This is a genomic window from Streptomyces sp. HUAS ZL42 (genome assembly GCF_040782645.1).
Classification (GTDB): domain Bacteria; phylum Actinomycetota; class Actinomycetes; order Streptomycetales; family Streptomycetaceae; genus Streptomyces.
In genome coordinates, this window is the sequence record NZ_CP160403.1 from 5,230,243 (window position 1) to 5,248,255 (window position 18,013).

General features: G+C 70.2%; 16 protein-coding genes and 1 tRNA gene. 6 read left to right on the plus strand and 11 right to left on the minus strand.

The features are described 5' to 3' along the window. Positions 1–86 precede the first annotated feature (86 nt). The gene (gene rlmB / locus ABZO29_RS24135; RefSeq protein ID WP_367322254.1) at positions 87–1,028 is read left to right on the plus strand and encodes a 23S rRNA (guanosine(2251)-2'-O)-methyltransferase RlmB; all 942 of its coding nucleotides are present in this window, start codon (positions 87–89) and stop codon (positions 1,026–1,028) included. Between the two features lie 123 nt (positions 1,029–1,151). Beyond that, positions 1,152–2,966, plus strand: a complete 1,815-nt coding sequence (locus ABZO29_RS24140) for a DoxX family protein (RefSeq protein ID WP_367326221.1) — start codon at positions 1,152–1,154, stop codon at positions 2,964–2,966. A 219-nt stretch (positions 2,967–3,185) separates the two neighbouring features. Here ABZO29_RS24140 and ABZO29_RS24145 read toward each other — a convergent pair whose 3' ends face one another. The 4 genes from ABZO29_RS24145 to ABZO29_RS24160 all read right to left on the minus strand — a co-directional run bounded on the left by ABZO29_RS24145 (position 3,186) and on the right by ABZO29_RS24160 (position 7,403). Then, entirely contained in the window at positions 3,186–3,917 is a 732-nt protein-coding gene (locus ABZO29_RS24145) for an NDP-sugar synthase (RefSeq protein WP_367322255.1), read from the minus strand. Between the two features lie 46 nt (positions 3,918–3,963). After that, positions 3,964–4,419: a hypothetical protein gene (locus ABZO29_RS24150; protein ID WP_367326222.1), complete on the minus strand. Its 456-nt coding sequence runs from the start codon at positions 4,417–4,419 to the stop codon at positions 3,964–3,966. A 224-nt stretch (positions 4,420–4,643) separates the two neighbouring features. Continuing rightward, positions 4,644–5,732, minus strand: a complete 1,089-nt coding sequence (locus ABZO29_RS24155) for an ABC transporter ATP-binding protein (RefSeq protein ID WP_367322256.1) — start codon at positions 5,730–5,732, stop codon at positions 4,644–4,646. A gap of 345 nt (positions 5,733–6,077) precedes the next feature. Next, the gene (locus ABZO29_RS24160; RefSeq protein WP_367326224.1) at positions 6,078–7,403 is read right to left on the minus strand and encodes an RNA-guided endonuclease InsQ/TnpB family protein; all 1,326 of its coding nucleotides are present in this window, start codon (positions 7,401–7,403) and stop codon (positions 6,078–6,080) included. A gap of 176 nt (positions 7,404–7,579) precedes the next feature. Here ABZO29_RS24160 and ABZO29_RS24165 point away from each other — a divergent pair. Next, a tRNA-Thr gene (locus tag ABZO29_RS24165) sits at positions 7,580–7,655 on the plus strand. Between the two features lie 109 nt (positions 7,656–7,764). Here ABZO29_RS24165 and ABZO29_RS24170 read toward each other — a convergent pair. Together ABZO29_RS24170 and ABZO29_RS24175 are read right to left on the minus strand one after the other, a co-directional pair. After that, complete coding sequence (locus ABZO29_RS24170) at positions 7,765–8,235, minus strand: N-acetyltransferase family protein (RefSeq protein WP_367322257.1); 471 nt, start codon at positions 8,233–8,235, stop codon at positions 7,765–7,767. Then, positions 8,232–9,125, minus strand: a complete 894-nt coding sequence (locus ABZO29_RS24175) for an aminoglycoside phosphotransferase family protein (RefSeq protein WP_367322258.1) — start codon at positions 9,123–9,125, stop codon at positions 8,232–8,234. The genes ABZO29_RS24170 and ABZO29_RS24175 overlap by 4 nt, the downstream gene beginning before the upstream one ends. Positions 9,126–9,159: 34 nt before the next feature. On the opposite strand from ABZO29_RS24175, the gene ABZO29_RS24180 reads away from it, so the two are divergent. Beyond that, entirely contained in the window at positions 9,160–9,843 is a 684-nt protein-coding gene (locus tag ABZO29_RS24180; protein WP_367326225.1) for a rhomboid-like protein, read from the plus strand. A gap of 21 nt (positions 9,844–9,864) precedes the next feature. On the opposite strand, the gene ABZO29_RS24185 is transcribed toward ABZO29_RS24180, so the two are convergent. The 3 genes from ABZO29_RS24185 to ABZO29_RS24195 all read right to left on the minus strand — a co-directional run bounded on the left by ABZO29_RS24185 (position 9,865) and on the right by ABZO29_RS24195 (position 13,637). Beyond that, on the minus strand, positions 9,865–11,361 hold the full coding sequence (locus ABZO29_RS24185; protein WP_367322259.1) for an MFS transporter: 1,497 nt from the start codon (positions 11,359–11,361) through the stop codon (positions 9,865–9,867). 55 nt (positions 11,362–11,416) lie between these two features. Further along, on the minus strand, positions 11,417–12,397 hold the full coding sequence (locus ABZO29_RS24190; RefSeq protein ID WP_367322260.1) for a zinc-binding dehydrogenase: 981 nt from the start codon (positions 12,395–12,397) through the stop codon (positions 11,417–11,419). A gap of 79 nt (positions 12,398–12,476) precedes the next feature. Next, positions 12,477–13,637 (minus strand): FAD-dependent oxidoreductase, encoded by a 1,161-nt coding sequence (locus ABZO29_RS24195; protein ID WP_367322261.1) that lies wholly within the window; start codon positions 13,635–13,637, stop codon positions 12,477–12,479. Between the two features lie 128 nt (positions 13,638–13,765). Here ABZO29_RS24195 and ABZO29_RS24200 point away from each other — a divergent pair, with 128 nt between their 5' ends. Next, positions 13,766–14,452, plus strand: coding sequence for a pentapeptide repeat-containing protein (locus ABZO29_RS24200; protein ID WP_367322262.1), 687 nt, complete (start codon positions 13,766–13,768; stop codon positions 14,450–14,452). Between the two features lie 39 nt (positions 14,453–14,491). Here ABZO29_RS24200 and ABZO29_RS24205 read toward each other — a convergent pair whose 3' ends face one another. Further along, positions 14,492–14,992: a hypothetical protein gene (locus ABZO29_RS24205; RefSeq protein ID WP_367322263.1), complete on the minus strand. Its 501-nt coding sequence runs from the start codon at positions 14,990–14,992 to the stop codon at positions 14,492–14,494. Between the two features lie 37 nt (positions 14,993–15,029). Here ABZO29_RS24205 and ABZO29_RS24210 point away from each other — a divergent pair, with 37 nt between their 5' ends. Further along, complete coding sequence (locus ABZO29_RS24210; protein WP_367322264.1) at positions 15,030–16,424, plus strand: M1 family metallopeptidase; 1,395 nt, start codon at positions 15,030–15,032, stop codon at positions 16,422–16,424. Between the two features lie 24 nt (positions 16,425–16,448). Here the strand turns inward: ABZO29_RS24210 and ABZO29_RS24215 are convergent, their stop codons facing one another. Further along, positions 16,449–17,999, minus strand: coding sequence for a M4 family metallopeptidase (locus ABZO29_RS24215; RefSeq protein WP_367326226.1), 1,551 nt, complete (start codon positions 17,997–17,999; stop codon positions 16,449–16,451). Positions 18,000–18,013 lie beyond the last annotated feature (14 nt).

Sequence of the window (18,013 nt, forward strand, 5' to 3'; positions counted from 1 at the left end):
TTCCGGTGATCGATTGTGCCGCCCGGCTCCCCGGGCGGCACACTTCATAGACGTACGTACGCACGCTTCACAGAGACAGGTAGGTCATGGCCGCGAACAACCGCCGCATGTCCGGCAAGAAGGGCGCGCAGGTCGGCAGCGGCGGCCAGCGGCGCCGGGGCCTCGAGGGCAAGGGGCCGACGCCGCCCGCCGAGATGCGCAAGGGGCACGCCAAGCAGCGCGCCGCGCAGGCGAAGGCGCGCCGCGCGCAGGGCCGTCCGCAGCAGCGGCGGGGCGGCGGCAAGTCGTCGTCCGAGCTCGTCGTCGGCCGTAATCCCGTCGTCGAGGCACTGCGCGAGGGCGTACCCGCCTCCACGCTCTACGTCCAGCAGTTCATCGACAACGACGAGCGGGTCCGGGAGGCGCTCCAGCTCGCCGCCGAGCGCGGTGGCATCAACCTGATGGAGGCCCCGCGGCCCGAACTCGACCGCATGACCAACGGGCTCAACCACCAGGGGCTCGTGCTCCAGGTCCCGCCGTACGAGTACGCCCACCCCGAGGACCTCGCCGACGCCGCCCACGACGCGGGCGAGGACCCGCTCATCGTCGCCCTCGACGGCGTGACCGACCCGCGCAACCTGGGTGCGGTCGTACGGTCCGTCTCCGCCTTCGGCGGGCACGGCGTCGTCGTACCGGAGCGGCGCGCGGCCGGCATGACCGCCGGTGCCTGGAAGACGTCCGCCGGCACGGCTGCCCGTACGCCCGTCGCCCGTGCCACCAACCTGACGCGCGCCCTGGAGACGTACAAGAAGGCCGGCATCACGGTCGTGGGTCTCGCCGCCGACGGGGAAGCCGAACTCGGCGAGCTGGAAGCCCTCGAGGGCCCGGTCGTCATCGTCGTCGGCAGCGAGGGCAAGGGGCTGTCCCGGCTCGTCGGCGAGACCTGCGACTTCCGGGTGCGCATTCCGATGCCGGGTGGTGCGGAGTCCCTCAACGCCGGTGTGGCGGCGGGGATCGTGCTGTACGAGGCGGCTCGCCGACGGGGCTGAACACGCGTCCGTAGAGTCACCTGTACGGGTCAATCTGGGCGTCCAGGACAAGCTTGACGCGGTCCGGACACATCCGGCGAGTCACAGCAGTGTCCTAAGGACACGTCACTCGGTTAGATGAGTGTGGACACCAGAACACCCCGCACGCCCACGGGGGACCGCTCGTCGGGATTCGACGACGCTCCCGCGCTGAGCATGGTGAAGGTGCCGAGCGATCCGGCGCAGGTCATCGTCAATCACGCGAGTTTCCGCGTGCAGTTGGGCGCGTCGACGCGGCGCGCCCAGTCCCCGCGGATCGCCCGGTACTCCAACGCCGCCGAGAACGGTGCGCGCATGCCCTTCGCCGACGCGCCGGGGAGAGCGGCGGCGGCCACGGGCACACGCCGCCGGCCCGTCGTCTGGAGCGGCAGGTCCGCCCCCGACGACACCGGCGCCCACCGACTGCTCCAAGCCGTGCGGGCCGGCACCGTCGGCCACGTCGACCAGCCCCTCGCCGACGCCGGAGCCACCCAGGTCATCCCCCGCTTCGGCATGGGCGGCGGCTACGACGACCTGGACCAGACCGTCGAAACACCCGTCGTCGGCGCCCAGCGCACCCACGACGACCCCACCGGCCACCGGCTCCTGCCCCACATGCGCACCGTCGGCAGCGCCTACGACGAGCCCGCCTACGACGAACTCGCCTACAGCGAGCCCGCTTACGGCGATCCTGCTCACGGCGATCCTGCTTACGGCGACGGACGCTCGTACGGCGGACTCGACTACGACGGACGCACATACGGCGGACGCGACGCATACGGCGGACGCGACTACGGCGGCCGGGACTACGACCGCCGCGACTACGACGAACGCGCCTACGCCGACCCCGACTTCGAGGACTACGAGGAGACAGGCGAGCCCTGCACCGGCACCGGCCGGCGCAGCAGGCGCCACGGCGACGACCCCGCCCGGCACGCCTACTACCCCGGCCGCCGCATGAACCTCGGCGTGGTCCTCCTCCCGCTCCGCATTTTCCTCGGCTTCATCTCCATCTACGCCGGCATGGGCAAACTCTGCGACCCCGTCTACTTCGACGGCGGCAAACGCGGCTCCATGGTCAAGTGGCTCAACACCCTCCACCCCTGGGAAGTCGCCGAACCACTGCGCCAGTTCGCCCTCCACCATCCCGTCGGCTCCGGGCTCGTCATCGCCTTCCTCCAGGTCATCGTCGGCGTCCTCACGGTCCTCGGATGCTGGCAGCGGGTCGCGGCCGTGGGCGGGGCGCTCCTGTCCGCCGCGCTCATCGTCACCGTCAGCTGGAAGACCCTCCCCGTCTACGACGCCCCCGACATCATCTTCCTCGCCGCCTGGTCCCCCCTCGTCATCGCCGGCGCCCCCGTCTACTCGATCGACGGCCGCCTCGCCGCAAGCGCCTGGCGACGGCTCGGCCCGCGCTCCGACATCTGGGAGCTGCGCTCCTACGTCCTGCGCCGCGGCGCCCTCGTCACCACCATCGTCACCGGCCTCACCCTCCTCGTCGGCTCGATGCTCGGGGGCGCCGTCCGGGACGCCGACCGCGTGGTCGTCCCTGGCCCCGGCGAGGCCCCGCGCAACGAACTCCCCGGCTCGCCGCTCCCGGAGGACACCGGCAAACGGCACCAGACCCCGGGAACGTCGACCTCACCCACCCAGGGCGCGAGCGCCGGTTCCAGCCCCTCCGGCGCCGAGACCACCCCGGGCGCCACCCGCGACAGCGTCACCGGCGGCTCGCCCAGCCAGACGCAGGGCACCGCCGGCCAGGCCCCGCCCCAGCACTCCTCCCCGGCCGACCAGGCACCGAGCACCAGTTCCGGACCCAGCTCCGGCGGCAGCTCGAGCAGCGGCGGCACGAGCGGCGGCTCCGGCGGCGGAGGCTCCTCCTCCGGCCAGCCGGGCCTGGTGGGCGGCCTGTTGGGGTAGATCGGCCGGTGGGCGACATCTTGGGCGAGCCCACCGGCTGAACCTCCTGGCCCATACGTCGAAGGGGTCCCGCACGTTGTTCGTGCGGGACCCCTTCGACGTATGGGCGATGACCACCCCGGTAAGGGGCGCGGGGCTGTGACATACGCGGCTCCGGCGCGTGGGCGCGGCCAGCCACCGACGGGCCGCAGCCGTACGACGGCCTGTCCTACCGAGCTCTCAACGCCCCAGCGCCGCCAGCTCCTTCGCCGCCTCCGTCAAATCCTTCGCCGTATCGATCGCCCGCCAGTACGCCCCCTGCGGGATCGGAAACCCGGCCAGCCGCCGCTCCCGAGCCAGATGCGGAAACGTCGTCCGCTCATGGTCCCCCCGCTCCGGAAGCAACCCGGCGAACTCCGGCGAGAAGACGTAGACGCCCGCATTGATCTCGTATGTCGTGGGCGGCGCCTCGATGAAGTCCGTGATGTGCCCGAACCCGTCCGTCTTCACCGCCCCCCACGGAATGCGCGGACGCGCCAACGCAAGGGTCGCGACCGCGTCGCGCTCGGTGTGGAAGTCCGCCATGTCGCGCAGCGAGAAGCGGGTCCAGATGTCGCCGTTGGTGGCGTACCAGGGCCGGTCCGGGTGGGGCAGACGGGCGGCGGCGTACTTGAGGCCGCCGCCACGGCCCAGGGGCTCCGTCTCGACCACAGTCGTGACACGCACGGGCAGTTCGGCCGTCTGCAGCCACTTCTGCAGGACCTCGGCGAGGTGGCCGCAGGAGACGACCACGTCCGTCACGCCCTCCTCGGCGAGCCAGACAAGCTGATGGCCGATGATCGGAGTCCCCGTGCCGGGGATCTCGACCATCGGCTTGGGCCGGTCGTCGGTGTACGGGCGCAGCCGGGAACCCTGGCCCCCGGCCAGGATGACGGCTTGCGTGGGGCGGGACGCGGCGTGCGGATGGGTCATGCCCGAACTGTACGCGGCGTCCCGTCAGCCGTTTCTTCCGGCGTGCTCAGCCGAGCGCGCCCGCCACCCCGGACGCGAAGGCCGTGTCGCAGACCGGGCGGGAGTACGACTGGGCGCGCGAGGGGCCGTACACGCGCACCGCGGCCTTGCCCAGCGCACGGGCCAGGGACGCACAGTGCTTCGCCAGCGACGGGCGCTCGTCGACCGCCTCCTGGAGGTGCGTCAGCGCCACGCCCGGGTCCTTCTCCTGCAGCTCGGTCAGGAGCTGGTCGCGCAGCACGTCCTGAGGGGCGCGGGAGACGGTGTGCGAGGTGCGGCCGGCCGCGGAGACGTCGGAGGCGGTGAGCACCGAGTCCGAGGGGTTCCCCGACCAGTTGACGCGGGTGACCGCGAGGGTCCCGGAGAGCACCAGGACGACGGGCAGGACGAGGGCGAGTGAGCGGCCGATCCGGCGGACTGGGCCCCGGCCGCCTCGCGGCTGTTGAGTGGTGGAGTGCTTCACGGAGTGCTTCACGCGTGTGAGGGTAGCGCGGGGTGATGATTTGGCGACATTGAGTCACCGGTTCGGGGGATGGAGAAATGCCGATTTCCGGGTAGTGGGTTGACGCACACTGCTCGAAATGACCGGTCTGCCGGGGTATTTGTCGACAAGGAAAAAGGCCCCGCGGCTGGTCGCGGGGCCTTCTTCGTCAACCTGGGTGAATTACCCGGATCGGGTGTTTCGGATCAGTCGGAGAGACGCTCGCCCGTGGAGGTCGAGAACACGTGGGTCTCGCCGGCGCGCGGGACGACGTGCAGCGAGCTGCCCTTCTCCGGGACGTCACGGCCGCTCACGCGGACGACCAGGTCCTTGGAGCCGTCGCCGACCTTGGCGGTGCCGTAGACGTACGCGTCGGCGCCCAGCTCCTCGACCACGTTCACGGTGACCGCGAGGCCCTGGTCCGAGTCCGCGCCGGCCACGTCGAAGTGCTCGGGGCGGACACCGACGGTGACCGTCTTGTCGGTAGTGCCGGCGAGCGCCTCGCGCTGGACCGGGACGACGCTGTTACCGAACTTCACGCCGCCGTCGGTGATCGGGACCTCGACGAGGTTCATCGCCGGGGAGCCGATGAAGCCGGCCACGAAGAGGTTGGCGGGCTTGTCGTACATGTTGCGCGGGGTGTCGATCTGCTGGAGCAGACCGTCCTTGAGGACCGCCACACGGTCGCCCATCGTCATGGCCTCGACCTGGTCGTGGGTGACGTAGACGGTGGTGATGCCGAGACGGCGCTGCAGCGACGCGATCTGCGTACGGGTTGACACACGGAGCTTCGCGTCCAGGTTGGACAGCGGCTCGTCCATGAGGAACACCTGCGGCTCACGCACGATGGCGCGGCCCATGGCGACACGCTGACGCTGACCACCGGAGAGCGCCTTCGGCTTGCGGTCCAGGTACTCGGTCAGGTCGAGGATCTTCGCGGCCTCCTCGACCTTCTGCCGGATCTCCGCCTTGTTGACGCCGGCGATCTTGAGCGCGAAGCCCATGTTGTCGGCGACGGACATGTGCGGGTAGAGCGCGTAGTTCTGGAACACCATGGCGATGTCCCGGTCCTTCGGCGGCAGGTGCGTGACGTCGCGGTCACCGATGCGGATGGCGCCGGCGTTCACGTCCTCGAGCCCCGCGAGCATCCGGAGCGAGGTGGACTTGCCGCAGCCGGACGGGCCGACCAGAACGAGGAACTCTCCGTCCTCGATCTCGATGTCGAGTGCGTCAACGGCGGGCTTGGTGGAACCCGGGTAGATCCGGGTCGCCTTGTCGAACGAGACAGTGGCCATGGTGAATGGGCCCCCTTCTACCGGCAGGAACGTGCCGGACGATCCGTTGTAGGAAGGTGGTGTGCAACGACGGAACGTTCCGCCGTGGTGTAGTCCACGTGAGAGCGGACTGGCTCTGGACGGTACCTGGCGTTTGCCTGATCTGTCAGTACCCCCGGGGTTGTGAACTTCGCGGAAATTTTCGACGGGGCAGAGCAACGCACTTTTGGCCTTGCCTCGAGCTTCCTGCTTCATCGCCCACCGCCGACCACGCACAGCCCTGCTGAGCTGTGCCCGACCGGTCTTACGCGGGCTCCACAGGCATTCCGGCCGACGGCCCGTCGGTCCGTACCGCATCGGCTGGTCCTATGCAGCCAGCAAGCGCATGCCTTCATCCCGGAGGTTAGCGGCCGCATTCACATCCCGGTCATGGAGCACGCCACACTCGGCGCACGTCCATTCCCGGACCGAGACGTCCATCTTTGGCCCCACGGCGTGACAGGCCGAGCACCGTCGGGTCGAGGGGAAGAAGCGGCCGACGACCACAAGCGTCCGGCCGTACCACTCGCACTTGTAGCGCAGCTGGCGCAGCAGCTCACCCCACGCGGCGTCCAGGATGGACTGGTTCAGCTTCGCCTTGCGCCGCTTCCCCTTGCCGCGCGCCGCGCGCAGCAGAGTCACGACGGACAGGTCCTCCACCACGAGCACTTGGTTCTCGCGCACGAGGTGGGTGGTGAACTGGTCCAGCGCGTCCCTGCGGACGTCACTGATCAGCGCGTAGAGGCGCGCGATCTTCTGTCTGACCTTGTTCCGGTTCTTCGACCCCTTCACCTTCTTGTGCAACTCCCGCTGCAACCACGCCAGCTTCTCCGCGTACCGCTTCAGCAGCCGCGGATGATCAAGCTTCGTGCCGTCGTCCAGGGTGACGAGCGAGGCCAGACCCAGATCAAGCCCGACGGCTTTCGGAGCCCGCGACCCAGGCTCGAAGACAGGTGGCAGCGGTGCCATCCGCTCCTCCACGAGGGTCGACAGGAAGTGACGGCCGGCTCGATCCCGCCTCACCGACAACCGCACCGGAACCATCCCGGCAGGCAGTGCCCTCGACCACCGGATGTCCAGCGGCTGAGACTGCTTGGCAAGCGTGATCAGCCCCGTACCCGGCCGCTCCGGATCCTGGACCCACCTGAAGCCTGTACGCACGTAGGTCGCCGTATCCCGCGACCGCCCCTTCTTCTTCCGCTTCGGATACTCCGCCTCCCCCTTGAAGAACCGCCCGTACGCCTGGTCGAGATGCCGCAGCGACTGCTGGAGGACGGTCGATGACACATCCCTCAGCCATGTCGTCTCCTCAGCCTGCTTCCAGCCCGTCAGGGCTCGGCACGTCTCCGCGAACCCCACATTCACCCGGTGCTGCTTCCAAGCCCCGGACCGCAGCGCCAGCCCCTCGTTGTAGACCCACCGACAGGCACCGAACGTCCGCTCCAACTGCTCGGCCTGCGCCTCCGTCGGATAGAAGCGGAACCGGTAAAGGCGGTGGTGGGTGTCGGGCGTCTTGGCATGGGACTTCAGTTGAGTCGCCTTGCGGTCGTGGTGCTTGCGGCGGTCGCCGATGCCGAGAACCTCGCGCTTGATGCGCTCGGCCTCCTCGCCCTTCACCGCTGTCGGCTTCGGTTTCTCCGTCGCCTTCCCCATGAACCCCTCCCCGACGATCCGATCTTCGGAACAGCACGTCAGACCGATCAACGAACGGGTGCGCGGATGGTTACGCACAGTTTTGGGATCGCGTGGAGTGCAGAACTTCGTGGCTTGGGGAAACCAGGGCTGTGTACAGTGGATCCGCCTTCGCGTACGGCGTTGTAGTACGCGACGCCTCCTTAGCTCAGTCCGGCCCAGAGCAGCTGTCTTGTAAACAGCAGGTCGTCGGTTCGAATCCGACAGGGGGCTCTGCCAGCCCGGGTCAGAACCGATCTGACCCGGGCTTCCTCATACCCCCAGGCCGCCCGCGCCCTCTCCGGCCGGCTCAGCACATACGTGTTGTCCCTGGGTCAAGGATTCAAACAAGTGCCGCAAGTGCTTCGTCGGTGAGCCGGTACACGGTCCATTCGTCCTGGGGGCGGGCGCCGAGGGATTCGTAGAAGTCGATCGCGGGGCGGTTCCAGTTCAGGACCGACCACTCCAGGCGTTCGTAGCCGCGCTCCACGCAGATGCGGGCGAGCGTCGTGAGCAGGGCTTTGCCGTGGCCGCCGCCTCGGGCTTCGGGGCGGACGTAGAGGTCCTCGAGGTAGATGCCGTGTACGCCGCGCCAGGTGGAGAAGTTGAGGAACCACAGTGCGAAGCCGACGGGCTCGCCGGTGGTGTCGTCGGCCGCGATGTGGGCGTGGGCGGCGGGGTGCTCCCCGAACAGTGCCGCGTGGAGTTGCTCCTCCGTCGCCTTGGCTTCCTGCGGGGCTTTCTCGTACTCCGCGAGTTCGCGGATCAGGGTGTGGATGACGGGGATGTCGTCGGGGGTCGCGGTGCGGATCATGCGGTGAGGTTAGCGCCGCGCAGCTTTCGTGCGATTTCCAGTTGTTCGTCCTGGAGCGGGCGGCCGTCCTCGATGTCCCACAGGCAGTTCTGCAGGACCCGGCCCAGGGACCAGGCCCTCGCCCGTGCCCGGTCCAGGCCCAGGACGCCGGTCATCGCGTCGAAGCGCCAGAGGATGTCGTCGGCGTCGAAGCGGTTCCGGATGGCGGGGAGCAGGTCGAAGCCCGGGTCGCCGGCGAGGGGTTTGGGGTCGATGGCGAGCCAGGGGGAGCGACGGGAGGCGAGGACGTTGTCGTAGTGGAGGTCCCAGTGGAGGAGGCGGTCGCCCGGCTCCGCAACGACTTCGCGTACGGCGGCGGCGCAGTCGGCGATCAGGCGGCGGGCCTCGGGGTCCGGGATGTGCTCCAGCGCCCGGGGGGTCTGTTCGAGCATGGCCCGGGCGATGTCGCCGAGCCGTCGCATCCCGGCGGGTGCCGGTGTGGACGTCAGGTGGGCGAGCAGGCGGGCGGTGATCAGGACGGCCTCATGGGTGTCCGCCATCCCGGACAGCATCCGGGTCGGGTCGAGGCGTTCGAGGAGCATGGTTCCCGTCGCCTCTTCGTGCGCCAGCAGCCGTACCGCTCCGTCGCCGTCCCACACGCGCAGCGCGACCGGCTCGCCCGCGCTCTCGTCGTCGAGGAGCTGGAGCTTGAGGACGGCCGGGGTGCCGTCGGCGCGGGTGACGGGCACGACCAGGGCGGTGACGCCGTGCATGGGGGTCCCGTCCAGGCGCAGTTCCCAGCGGTTCAGCAAGTCCGCCGTCAGTTCCGGGAGCCCGGCGACGAAGGATCGCCCCGCCTCGCCGTTGTACTTCTCCTGTGACGCCGCCAACTCGGCCGGGATGTCGATCACATACCGGACCATACTTGCGTGCGTGAATCGCCTCATGCGAATCAACCGGCACCCGGGCATGGTGGTGAGGTACGTCCGCAGCGCCCCCGGTACGTATGTCTGGCTGGCGATGCTGTTCGTCACCACGGTTGCGGTGCATCACATGTCGCCGGAGTTCGAGAGGGAGTTCCTGCGGGAGCGGTCGACGAACATCGAGGGGTTGTCGGAGAACCCGGTGCGGGTTCTGTTCGCGAGTGCGTTGCTGATCGACGGCGGGATCTGGCTGCCGTACGTCTTTCTGTACAGCGTGTTCCACGCGCAGGCGGAGCGTTGGCTGGGGACGTTGCGCTGGCTGGTGGTGTGTGTGACCGCGCATGTGCTGGCGACGCTGATCAGTGAGAGTGCCGTACTCCTTGCGATGTGGGACGGGAGGGCTCCGGCTTCGACGGCGGGCACGCAGGACATCGGGGTGAGTTATGCGCTCGCGGGGGTGGTGGGGGTGCTGGTGTATCGCATCGCGCGGCCGTGGCGGTTCTGGTATCTGGCGGGGGTGCTGCTCGTCTACGGGGTTCCGCTGGTTGTGGGGCGGACGTTCACGGACTTCGGTCATTTCGTGTCGCTGTTGATCGGGTTTGCCTGTCATCCATTGACCCGGGGGCGTGGGGAGGCATGGAATCCGAAGGAGACACTGGCCGCTCTCAGAGCCCGGCTGGCGGACCGGGTGGCCGGTCGTCACTGAGGGACGAAGTGCGGGCCGTGCTCAGGCCACCGTTTCCGGAAGCGGCTCGTCCGCCGGGGCTCCGCGTGGCGGTTTCGACGTCACCATGAGGCCTGCGATGAGGCCTGCCAGCAGCATGATGCCGGCCGCCCACCAGATGGCGACGGTGTAGCCGTGCACGGTGCCTTCCGCCGTGATCTGCGCGTTGCGGGCTGGGTCGGCGGTCAGGTGTGCGGTGATGTAGGTGGTGCTGCTGGTGGTGGCGATCGTGTTGAGAAGTGCGGTGCCGATGGAGCCGCCGACCTGCTGTGAGGTGTTCAGGGTCGCGGAGGTGACGCCGGAGTCCTGGGGTGCGACTCCGGCGGTCGCGGTGGAGAACACGGGCATGAAGGTCAGGCCCATGCCGAGGCCCATCAGGATCAGGGCGGGCAGGATCTCGGTGGCGTAGGAGGAGTCCACTCTCATCCGGGTGAGGATCAGCATGCCGCTCGCGGCGAGGATCATGCCGGGGACCATCAGCATGCGGGGTCCGACGCGGGGCAGCAGCCGGGCCGAGATCTGGGTTGAGCCGGTGATGATCGAGGCGGTCAGCGGCAGGAAGGCCAGGCCTGTCTTGACGGGCGAGTACCGGAGGATGACCTGCAGGTAGTAGGTCATGAACAGGAACAGGCCGAACATGCCGACGATGGCGAGCGCCATGGTCAGGAAGCAGCCGGCGCGGTTGCGGTCCTTGATGACGTGCAGGGGGAGCAGGGGGACGGGTGCCCTGGTCTGCCACCACACGAAGGCCGTGAGGAGGGCGATGCCCACCGCGAACAGGGTGAGCACGAGCCCGTCGGTCCAGCCGCGGGGTTCGGCCTCGCTGAAGCCGTAGACGATGGCGACGAGTCCGCCGCAGCCGAGGAGTACGCCGGGTACGTCCAGGCGGGCGCCGGGGTGGCCGGGGCGCGCGTGGAGCAGGGCGAGCGCGCCGAAGACGGCGACGATCGCGATGGGGACGTTGACGTAGAGGCACCAGCGCCAGCCCAGGTATTCGGTGATGAGGCCGCCGAGGATGAAGCCGATCGCGGCGCCGCTGCCGGCGAGGGCGCCGTAGATGCCGAAGGCCTTTCCGCGTTCCTTGGGGTCGGTGAAGGTCGTGGTGAGCAGGCTGAGTGCGGAGGGGGCCAGTAGGGCGGCGAAGGCGCCCTGGAGGGCGCGGGCGCCGAAGAGCATGCCGGGGGTGACGGCGGCGCCGCCGAGTGCGGAGGCGGCGGCGAAGCCGATGAGCCCGATGACGAACGTGCGTTTGCGGCCGACCAGGTCGGCGATGCGGCCGCCGAGCAGGAGGAGGCCGCCGAAGGCCAGGGTGTAGGCGGTGATGACCCACTGGCGGTTGCCGTCGGACATGCCCAGATCGCGCTGTGCGGAGGGGAGCGCGATGTTCACGATCGTCGCGTCGAGTACGACCATGAGCTGGGCGAGCGCGATGATCACCAGGCCCCACCAGCGGCGGGGATCGGCGCCGGTGGAGGTTTCACCTGTCCGGGTGACGGTCACGTGGTCAGAAGACCATGAAACAGGGCGTATCGCATCTTCGGGATCGCCTTTCCGGTCATGGCTCCAGCACCACCTTTCCCGTCGTCCCGCGGGTCTCCAGGGCCCGGTGTGCGGCGGCCGCCTCGGCGAGCGGGAAGCGCTGCACGGCCGGGGTGAGGCGGCCCGCGGCGGCCTCGGCGAGGGCGCGCAGTTCGAGGGTGCGTACGGCGTTGGGGCCGCCCGCCTTCTGCAGCATCACGGGGCCCAGGACCTGTTCGGAGAGGCCCTCGACGAGGTAGCCGCTGCCGTCGCGGATGCCTTCCGCCGACCAGCCGAACACGAGGTGCTGCCCGCCCGGTCCGAGGAGGGCGACGGCCTCGCGGGCGACGTCGCCGCCGACGCCGTCGAAGACGACGGTGGCCCGGCGTCCGCCGAGGTAGGCGCGGATCTTGCCGGGCCAGGAGGGGTCGTTGTAGTCGATGGCGAGGTCGGCGCCGTTGGCCTGGACGCGGGCTGTCTTGTCGGGGCCGCCGGCGAGACCGATGACGGTGGCGCCGGCGTGTTTGGCGTACTGCACGAGGAGGGTGCCGATGCCGCCCGCGGCCGCCGGGATCACGGCCACGGAGTCCGGGCCGAGCTCGGTGAACTGCAGGATCCCCATCGCCGTACGGCCTGTGCCGATCATGGCGACGGCCTGGGCGGGGTCGAGGTTCGCCGGGATCTCGTGGACGCGTTCGACCTCGGTGACGGCCAGTTCGGCGTAGCCGCCGGGGGCGAAGCCGAGGTGGGCGACGACGCGCTTGCCGAGCCACAGGTCGGCGACGCCCTCGCCGAGGGATTCGACGACTCCGGCGACCTCGCGGCCGGGGATGGTGGGCAGGGCCGGCGGTTCGGGCAGGGGTCCCTGCAGGCCTTCGCGCAGGGCGGTGTCCAGGAGGTGGACGCCGGCCGCGGCGACGGCGATACGGACCTGGCCGGGGCCGGGCAAGGGGTCGTCGACCTGTTCGTAGGTCAGGTTCTCGGCCGGGCCGAAGGCGTGCAGGCGGATGGCGTGCATGGTGGTCCCCCAGTTCGATGTCCGTACGGTCTGGTGTCCGTGCGGTTCGATGTCCGTCGTGAAACCCCACCCTTCAACCTCAAGCATGCTTGAGGTCAAGCGTGTGCCGGCCGAGCGCCAGGGACACCGCGGTGAGCGCGCTGTTGAAGGACACCTCGGAGAGGACGCCGGGTGCCGCCACCTGGTCGCCCGCGAGGTAGACGCCGTCGCCGCGGTCGACGGCCGGGCGGTCGCGCCAGCTGGTGCCGGGCAGGTCGACGGCGCCGGTGCGGCCGTTGGCGGTGGATTCGCGCCGCCAGGTGACGCGGTCGCGCCAGCCGTCGAAGGCGAGGTCGAGGAGTTGTTCGGCGCGGGCGATGCCGTCGGCGCGGGACTCGTGCGGGGCGATCGGGATCTGCCCCTGGATGAGCTGTTCGCCCGCGGGTGCGAGGGTGCGGTCCTGCGCGGTGAACCGTTCGAGCCAGCCGGGGGAGTCCAGGTCGGAGACGGCGAAGGCGTCCCCGCGCCGTGTCCGCAGGGCGAGGTCGATGAGCGCCGTGCGGCCGCTGGTCCAGGTGAGGGAGTCGTCGTCGAGGAGGCGGCGGGCGGCGTCGAGGGAGGTGGCGACGATCACGGGGGTGTCGGTCGGGAGCGTGTCGACACGGGACAGGGTCTCCATGCGCACGCCGAGGTTCCACGCGCGTGCGGCCATCCGGTCGATGACGCTCGCCCAGCCGCCGCGGGGGTAGTGCGCCTCCGGCGGGAGCTTGGTGGCGCGGCGCAGCCGCTCCTGCACGAACGCGGCGGACAGGACGCCGGGGTCGTGGTGGAAGAGGGCGACGGCGGAGTAGTGGGCGGCGGCGCGGGCGGCTTCCTCGCCGGCCTGCCGCGTGGCCCAGGTCATGAAGTCGACGTCGACGGGTGCCTGCTGTGCGGTACGGCGCAGCAGCTTGAGCATCGCGAAGGGCGGCGTGCGGCGCAGGACGCCCTTGTGGCGGAGCCTGAGCCGGGCCGCCTCCAGGGGTGGCAGCGGGGCGAGCGGGCCGATGAGGTCGCGCTGTGCGAGCCAGGTCCAGTGCGGGCCGCCGTTGTAGAGGGCGTGCGGGCCCTCGTTCGTCCGGTAGGGGCCTTCGGCGGTCCGGGCCCGGCCCCCGAGGGTGTGGTGGGCTTCGTGCACGGTGACCTTGGCGCCCGCCTCGGCCGCGGTGATCGCCGCGGTGAGGCCGGCGAAGCCGCCGCCGATGACGGTGATGCGGTGCATGGCTGGGGGTCTCCCTCCGGTTGGGGTCGCCTTCCTGTGAGTAGGACCGTTTGGGGTCCCGGAATGTGACAGCGGGGACGTCTTCGCAGGTCACGCCGATTGTCAGTGGCGGGGTGCAGCATGGGGGCATGGCGAGGAGAGCGTCGGGCGGGACCGGTGGGGGCGGAGTGAAGGGGGCGCGGCGGCCGGAGGTGCGGCTGCCGGCGCTGGAGCGGTTCGGGGGAGGCGAGCTGGAGCCGGACGGGGACTATGACGGGCTGGAGTTCCGGGAGGAGGACTTCGCCGGGCAGGACGGCGGGGGTGCCCGCTTCATGGACTGCGCGCTGACGGAGTGTGCGCTGGACGAGACGCGGCTGCACCACGCGCGGATCCTCGACTCGGTCCTCACCGGCATACGGGGTGTCGGCACGGACCTCGCCGAGTCGACGCTGCGTGACGTCGAGCTGGTCGACGCCCGCCTGGGCGGGGTGCAGCTGCACGGCGCCGTCCTGGAGCGGGTGCTGGTCCGCGGCGGCAAGATCGACTACCTGAATCTGCGCGGGGCGAAGGTCAGGGATGTCGTCTTCGAGAGCTGTGTCCTGGTCGAGCCGGACTTCGGGGGCGCCCGTCTGGAGCGGGTGGAGTTCGTGGACTGCGTCCTCAAGGGGGCGGATCTGAGCGCGGCGACCCTGACGGACGTGGATCTGCGCGGGGCCGCTTCGCTGGAGATCGCGCAGGGGGTGGACCGGCTGGCCGGGGCGGTGATCAGCGCGGGGCAGCTGCTGGATCTTGCGCCGGCGCTGGCGGCGGAGATGGGGATCAGAGTGGAGGGGTGAGCGCGGCGGCGCCGCCACGGCCGGCTTCCGGCCGGGTGTTCATGCCACGCGTGGGAAGCGTGCCTGCAGCGTCCAGATCGCCGGGTTCTCGCCCAGGTCCTCGTGCAGGTCGACCAGATCGGCGATCAGGTCGTTCAGGAAGTCCCGGGCCTCCCGGCGGAGTTCGGCGTGAGAGAAGGTGAGCGGGGGCTCCTCCGCCGGCATCCAGTCCGACTCGATGTCCACCCACCCGAAGCGGCGCTCGAACAGCATGCGGTCGGTGGACTCGGTGAAGTCCAGTTCCGCGCGCTGCGGGCGGGAGGCGCGCGAACCGGCGGGGTCCTGGTCGATGCGTTCCACGATGTCGCACAGCGCCCACGCGAAGTCGAGCACCGGCACCCATCCCCAGGCTGTGGACAGCTCCCGGTCCGCCTTGGTGTCGGCGAGGTAGACGTCACCGCAGAACAGATCGTGGCGCAGGGCGTGGACGTCCGCGCGGCGGTAGTCGGTCTGCGGGGGGTCGGGGAAGCGGTTGGAGAGGGCGTAACCGATGTCGAGCACGAGGTGATGGTGTCATGCCCCGAATAGGATCTCCGACGTGTCCCGTTTACCGCGCCTTGTCCCGGCCGTCCTCATTGCCGTAGCCCTGACCGCCTGTACCGGCGACGCCGGCGGCACGTCCGGCGACTCCGGCGTCGGAGACCCGTACTTCCCGAAGGCGGGCAACGGCGGGTACGACGTCACGCACTACGACCTGAAGCTCGCCTACGACCCCGGCGGCGCCCACCGCCTCACGGGGACGGCCACGCTCACCGCGCGCGCCACCGAGGACCTCTCCGCCTTCGACCTGGACCTGAAGGGCCTGGACGTCGCATCGGTCGGCGTCGAGGGCAAGGAAGCCCGCTTCAGCCGCGACGGCCAGGAGCTGACCGTCCGCCCCCGCGCCGAACTCGACAAGGGCGAGACCTTCCGCGTGATCGTCCGGTACTCCGGCAACCCGCAGACCATCACCGACGCCGACGCCTCGAAGGAGGGCTGGCTGCCCACCGCCGACGGCGCGCTGGCCCTCGGCGAGCCGACCGGTTCCATGGCCTGGTTCCCCGGAAACCACCACCCCTCCGACAAGGCGTCGTACGACATCGCGGTGACCGTCCCGAAGGGGCTGCAGGCCGTCTCCAACGGGGAGTTGAAGAGCGCGAAGAGCAGCGGCGGCCGCACGACGTTCGTCTGGCACACCGCCGAACCCATGGCGAGCTACGTCGCCACGCTCGCCGTCGGCCGCTACACGGTCACCCGCTCCACCGCCGGCGAGACGGGTCTGCCCGCGTACGTCGCCGTCGACCCGGCCCAGACGGAGAACAGCCGCAGGGTTCTCGCCCGGCTGCCCGAGATCATGGAGTGGGCGGAGTACAACTTCGGCCCGTACCCGTTCTCCTCCACCGGCGCGATCGTGGACCGCCCCGAGGACTCCGGCTACGCCCTGGAGACCCAGAACCGCCCCGTCTTCCCCGGCGCCCCGGACACCGAGACCTTCGTCCACGAGATCGCCCACCAGTGGTTCGGCAACTCCGTCACACCGAAGACCTGGCGGGACATGTGGCTCAGCGAGAGCTTCGCGACGTACGCGGAGTGGCTGTGGCAGGAGGACAACGGCGGCGACAGCGCCCAGAAGACCTTCGACGAGCTCTACGACCACGGCGAGGACAGCTACGAGGACCTCTGGGACTTCCCGCCCGCGGAGCCGACGAGCGCCGCGCACATCTCCGGCAACCCCGTCTACCAGCGCGGCGCGATGGTTCTGCACAAGATCCGCCAGGCCGTCGGCGACGACACCTTCTACGACATCGTCCAGGGCTGGGCGGCCGCCCACCGGCACGGCAACGCCGACACCGACGACTTCACCGAGTTCGTCGAGGAGCAGGCGCCGGACGTGGACTTCGACGGGATCTGGGAGGACTGGCTGTACGGCGACGGGAAGCCGGACCACCCGTGACGGGCGGTCCGGCTCCCTGCGGCGTCAGTTGACGTTCACGGCCTTCCAGGCGGCCGCCACCGCCTGGTACTCCGCGCTGCCCGCCCCGTACAGGTCGCTCGCCGCCTGCAGGGTGCCGGTGCGGGCGGCCGCGTAGTCGGTCGAGGAGGTGAAGTACGTCGTCAGGGCCTTGTACCAGATCTGGTAGGCCTTGGTGCGGCCGATGCCGGTGACCGTGGAGCCGTCGTAGGTCGGGGAGTTGTAGGAGACCCCGTTGACGGTCTTCGCGCCGCTGCCCTCGCTGAGCAGGTAGAAGAAGTGGTTGGCGACGCCCGACGAGTAGTGCACGTCGAGGCGGCCGACCGAACGGGACCAGTAGTCGGCGGAGTTGCCGTCCTTGCTGGGCTGGTCCATGTAGCGCAGCGGCTTGCCGGTGCCGAAGATGTCGATCTTCTCACCGATGAGGTAGTCACCCGGGTCGGCGGAGTTGTTGGCGAAGAACTCCACCGAGGTGCCGAAGATGTCGGACGTCGCCTCGTTCAGGCCGCCGGACTCCCGGCTGTACTTCAGGCCGGCCGTGGCGGCGGTCAGCCCGTGGCTCATCTCGTGGCCGGCCACGTCGAGCGAGGTGAGGGGCTTCAGGTTGCCCTCGCCGTCGCCGTACGTCATGCAGAAGCACTGGTCGGACCAGAAGGCGTTGACGTACGCGTTGCCGTAGTGGACGCGGGAGTAGGCCGCCTGGCCGTCGCCGCGGATGCCGTTCCGGTTGAACGCGCTCTTGTAGAAGTCCCAGGTGACGGCGGCGCCGTAGGCGGCGTCGACGGCGGCGGTCTGGCGGTTGGCCGGGGTGCCGTCGCCCCAGGCGTCGTCGGCGTCGTGGAAGAGGGTGCCGGTGCCGGAGGTGCCGCCGTTCAGGTCGTACGTCTTGTGGCCGCCGCGTCCGCCGTCGATCAGGTCGTACCCGCCGGAGGCCGAGGCGGTGGTGCCCAGCGGGACCGAGCCGCTGTACTGGGCGGTGCCCGTGCCGGTGTCGATGGCCTCGTAGGAGTAGAGCTCCTTGCCGGTGCCGGCGTCCGTGACGACGTGCAGTTCGCTCGGGGTGCCGTCGTGCTGCAGACCCTTGACGACGGACTCGTAGGCGAGGACGGGCTTGGCGCCGGCGGCCCAGATCACCTTGCGCGCGGTGGCGGAGGTGCCCTCGCCTGCGGCCTGCAGTGCCGTCTTCTTCGCGGTGGCGGCGGATATCGCGGCGTCGGTGGACGCCACGGATATCCGGGCGGTCGTCGCCTTGCTGACGCCCTTGAGGGAGCCGCTCTTGCGGGCGTGTGTGACCAGGTCGCCGCCGAGGACGGGCAGACCGGCGTAGGTGCGCTCGTAGCGGGTGTGCACGGTGCCGTCGGCGTCCTTGATCACATCACGGACGACGAGCTTCTCCTGGGCACCCAGGCCGAGTTCGCGGGCGGTGGAGCCGGCGGACTCCTGGGCCGACGCGATGGCGGCTGCGCGGGCCGAGGCGCTGAGGGGGAGGGCGGTGGCGCCGGTCGTCTGCTCGGGTGCCGCGGTGGCGGGCCCGTTCTGCATCGCCAGGACGACCATCGCCGCGGAGCCGA

Excerpts from the sequence above, each read along its gene's own strand:
- rlmB (WP_367322254.1), top strand. The coding sequence starts at position 87 with ATGGCCGCGAACAACCGCCGCATGTCCGGCAAGAAGGGCGCGCAGGTC.
- ABZO29_RS24145 (WP_367322255.1), bottom strand. The coding sequence starts at position 3,917 with ATGACCCATCCGCACGCCGCGTCCCGCCCCACGCAAGCCGTCATCCTG.
- ABZO29_RS24155 (WP_367322256.1), bottom strand. The coding sequence starts at position 5,732 with ATGGCCACTGTCTCGTTCGACAAGGCGACCCGGATCTACCCGGGTTCC.
- ABZO29_RS24160 (WP_367326224.1), bottom strand. The coding sequence starts at position 7,403 with ATGGGGAAGGCGACGGAGAAACCGAAGCCGACAGCGGTGAAGGGCGAG.
- ABZO29_RS24170 (WP_367322257.1), bottom strand. The coding sequence starts at position 8,235 with ATGATCCGCACCGCGACCCCCGACGACATCCCCGTCATCCACACCCTG.
- ABZO29_RS24180 (WP_367326225.1), top strand. The coding sequence starts at position 9,160 with ATGCGAATCAACCGGCACCCGGGCATGGTGGTGAGGTACGTCCGCAGC.
- ABZO29_RS24190 (WP_367322260.1), bottom strand. The coding sequence starts at position 12,397 with ATGCACGCCATCCGCCTGCACGCCTTCGGCCCGGCCGAGAACCTGACC.
- ABZO29_RS24195 (WP_367322261.1), bottom strand. The coding sequence starts at position 13,637 with ATGCACCGCATCACCGTCATCGGCGGCGGCTTCGCCGGCCTCACCGCG.
- ABZO29_RS24200 (WP_367322262.1), top strand. The coding sequence starts at position 13,766 with ATGGCGAGGAGAGCGTCGGGCGGGACCGGTGGGGGCGGAGTGAAGGGG.
- ABZO29_RS24215 (WP_367326226.1), bottom strand. The coding sequence starts at position 17,999 with ATGGTCGTCCTGGCGATGCAGAACGGGCCCGCCACCGCGGCACCCGAG.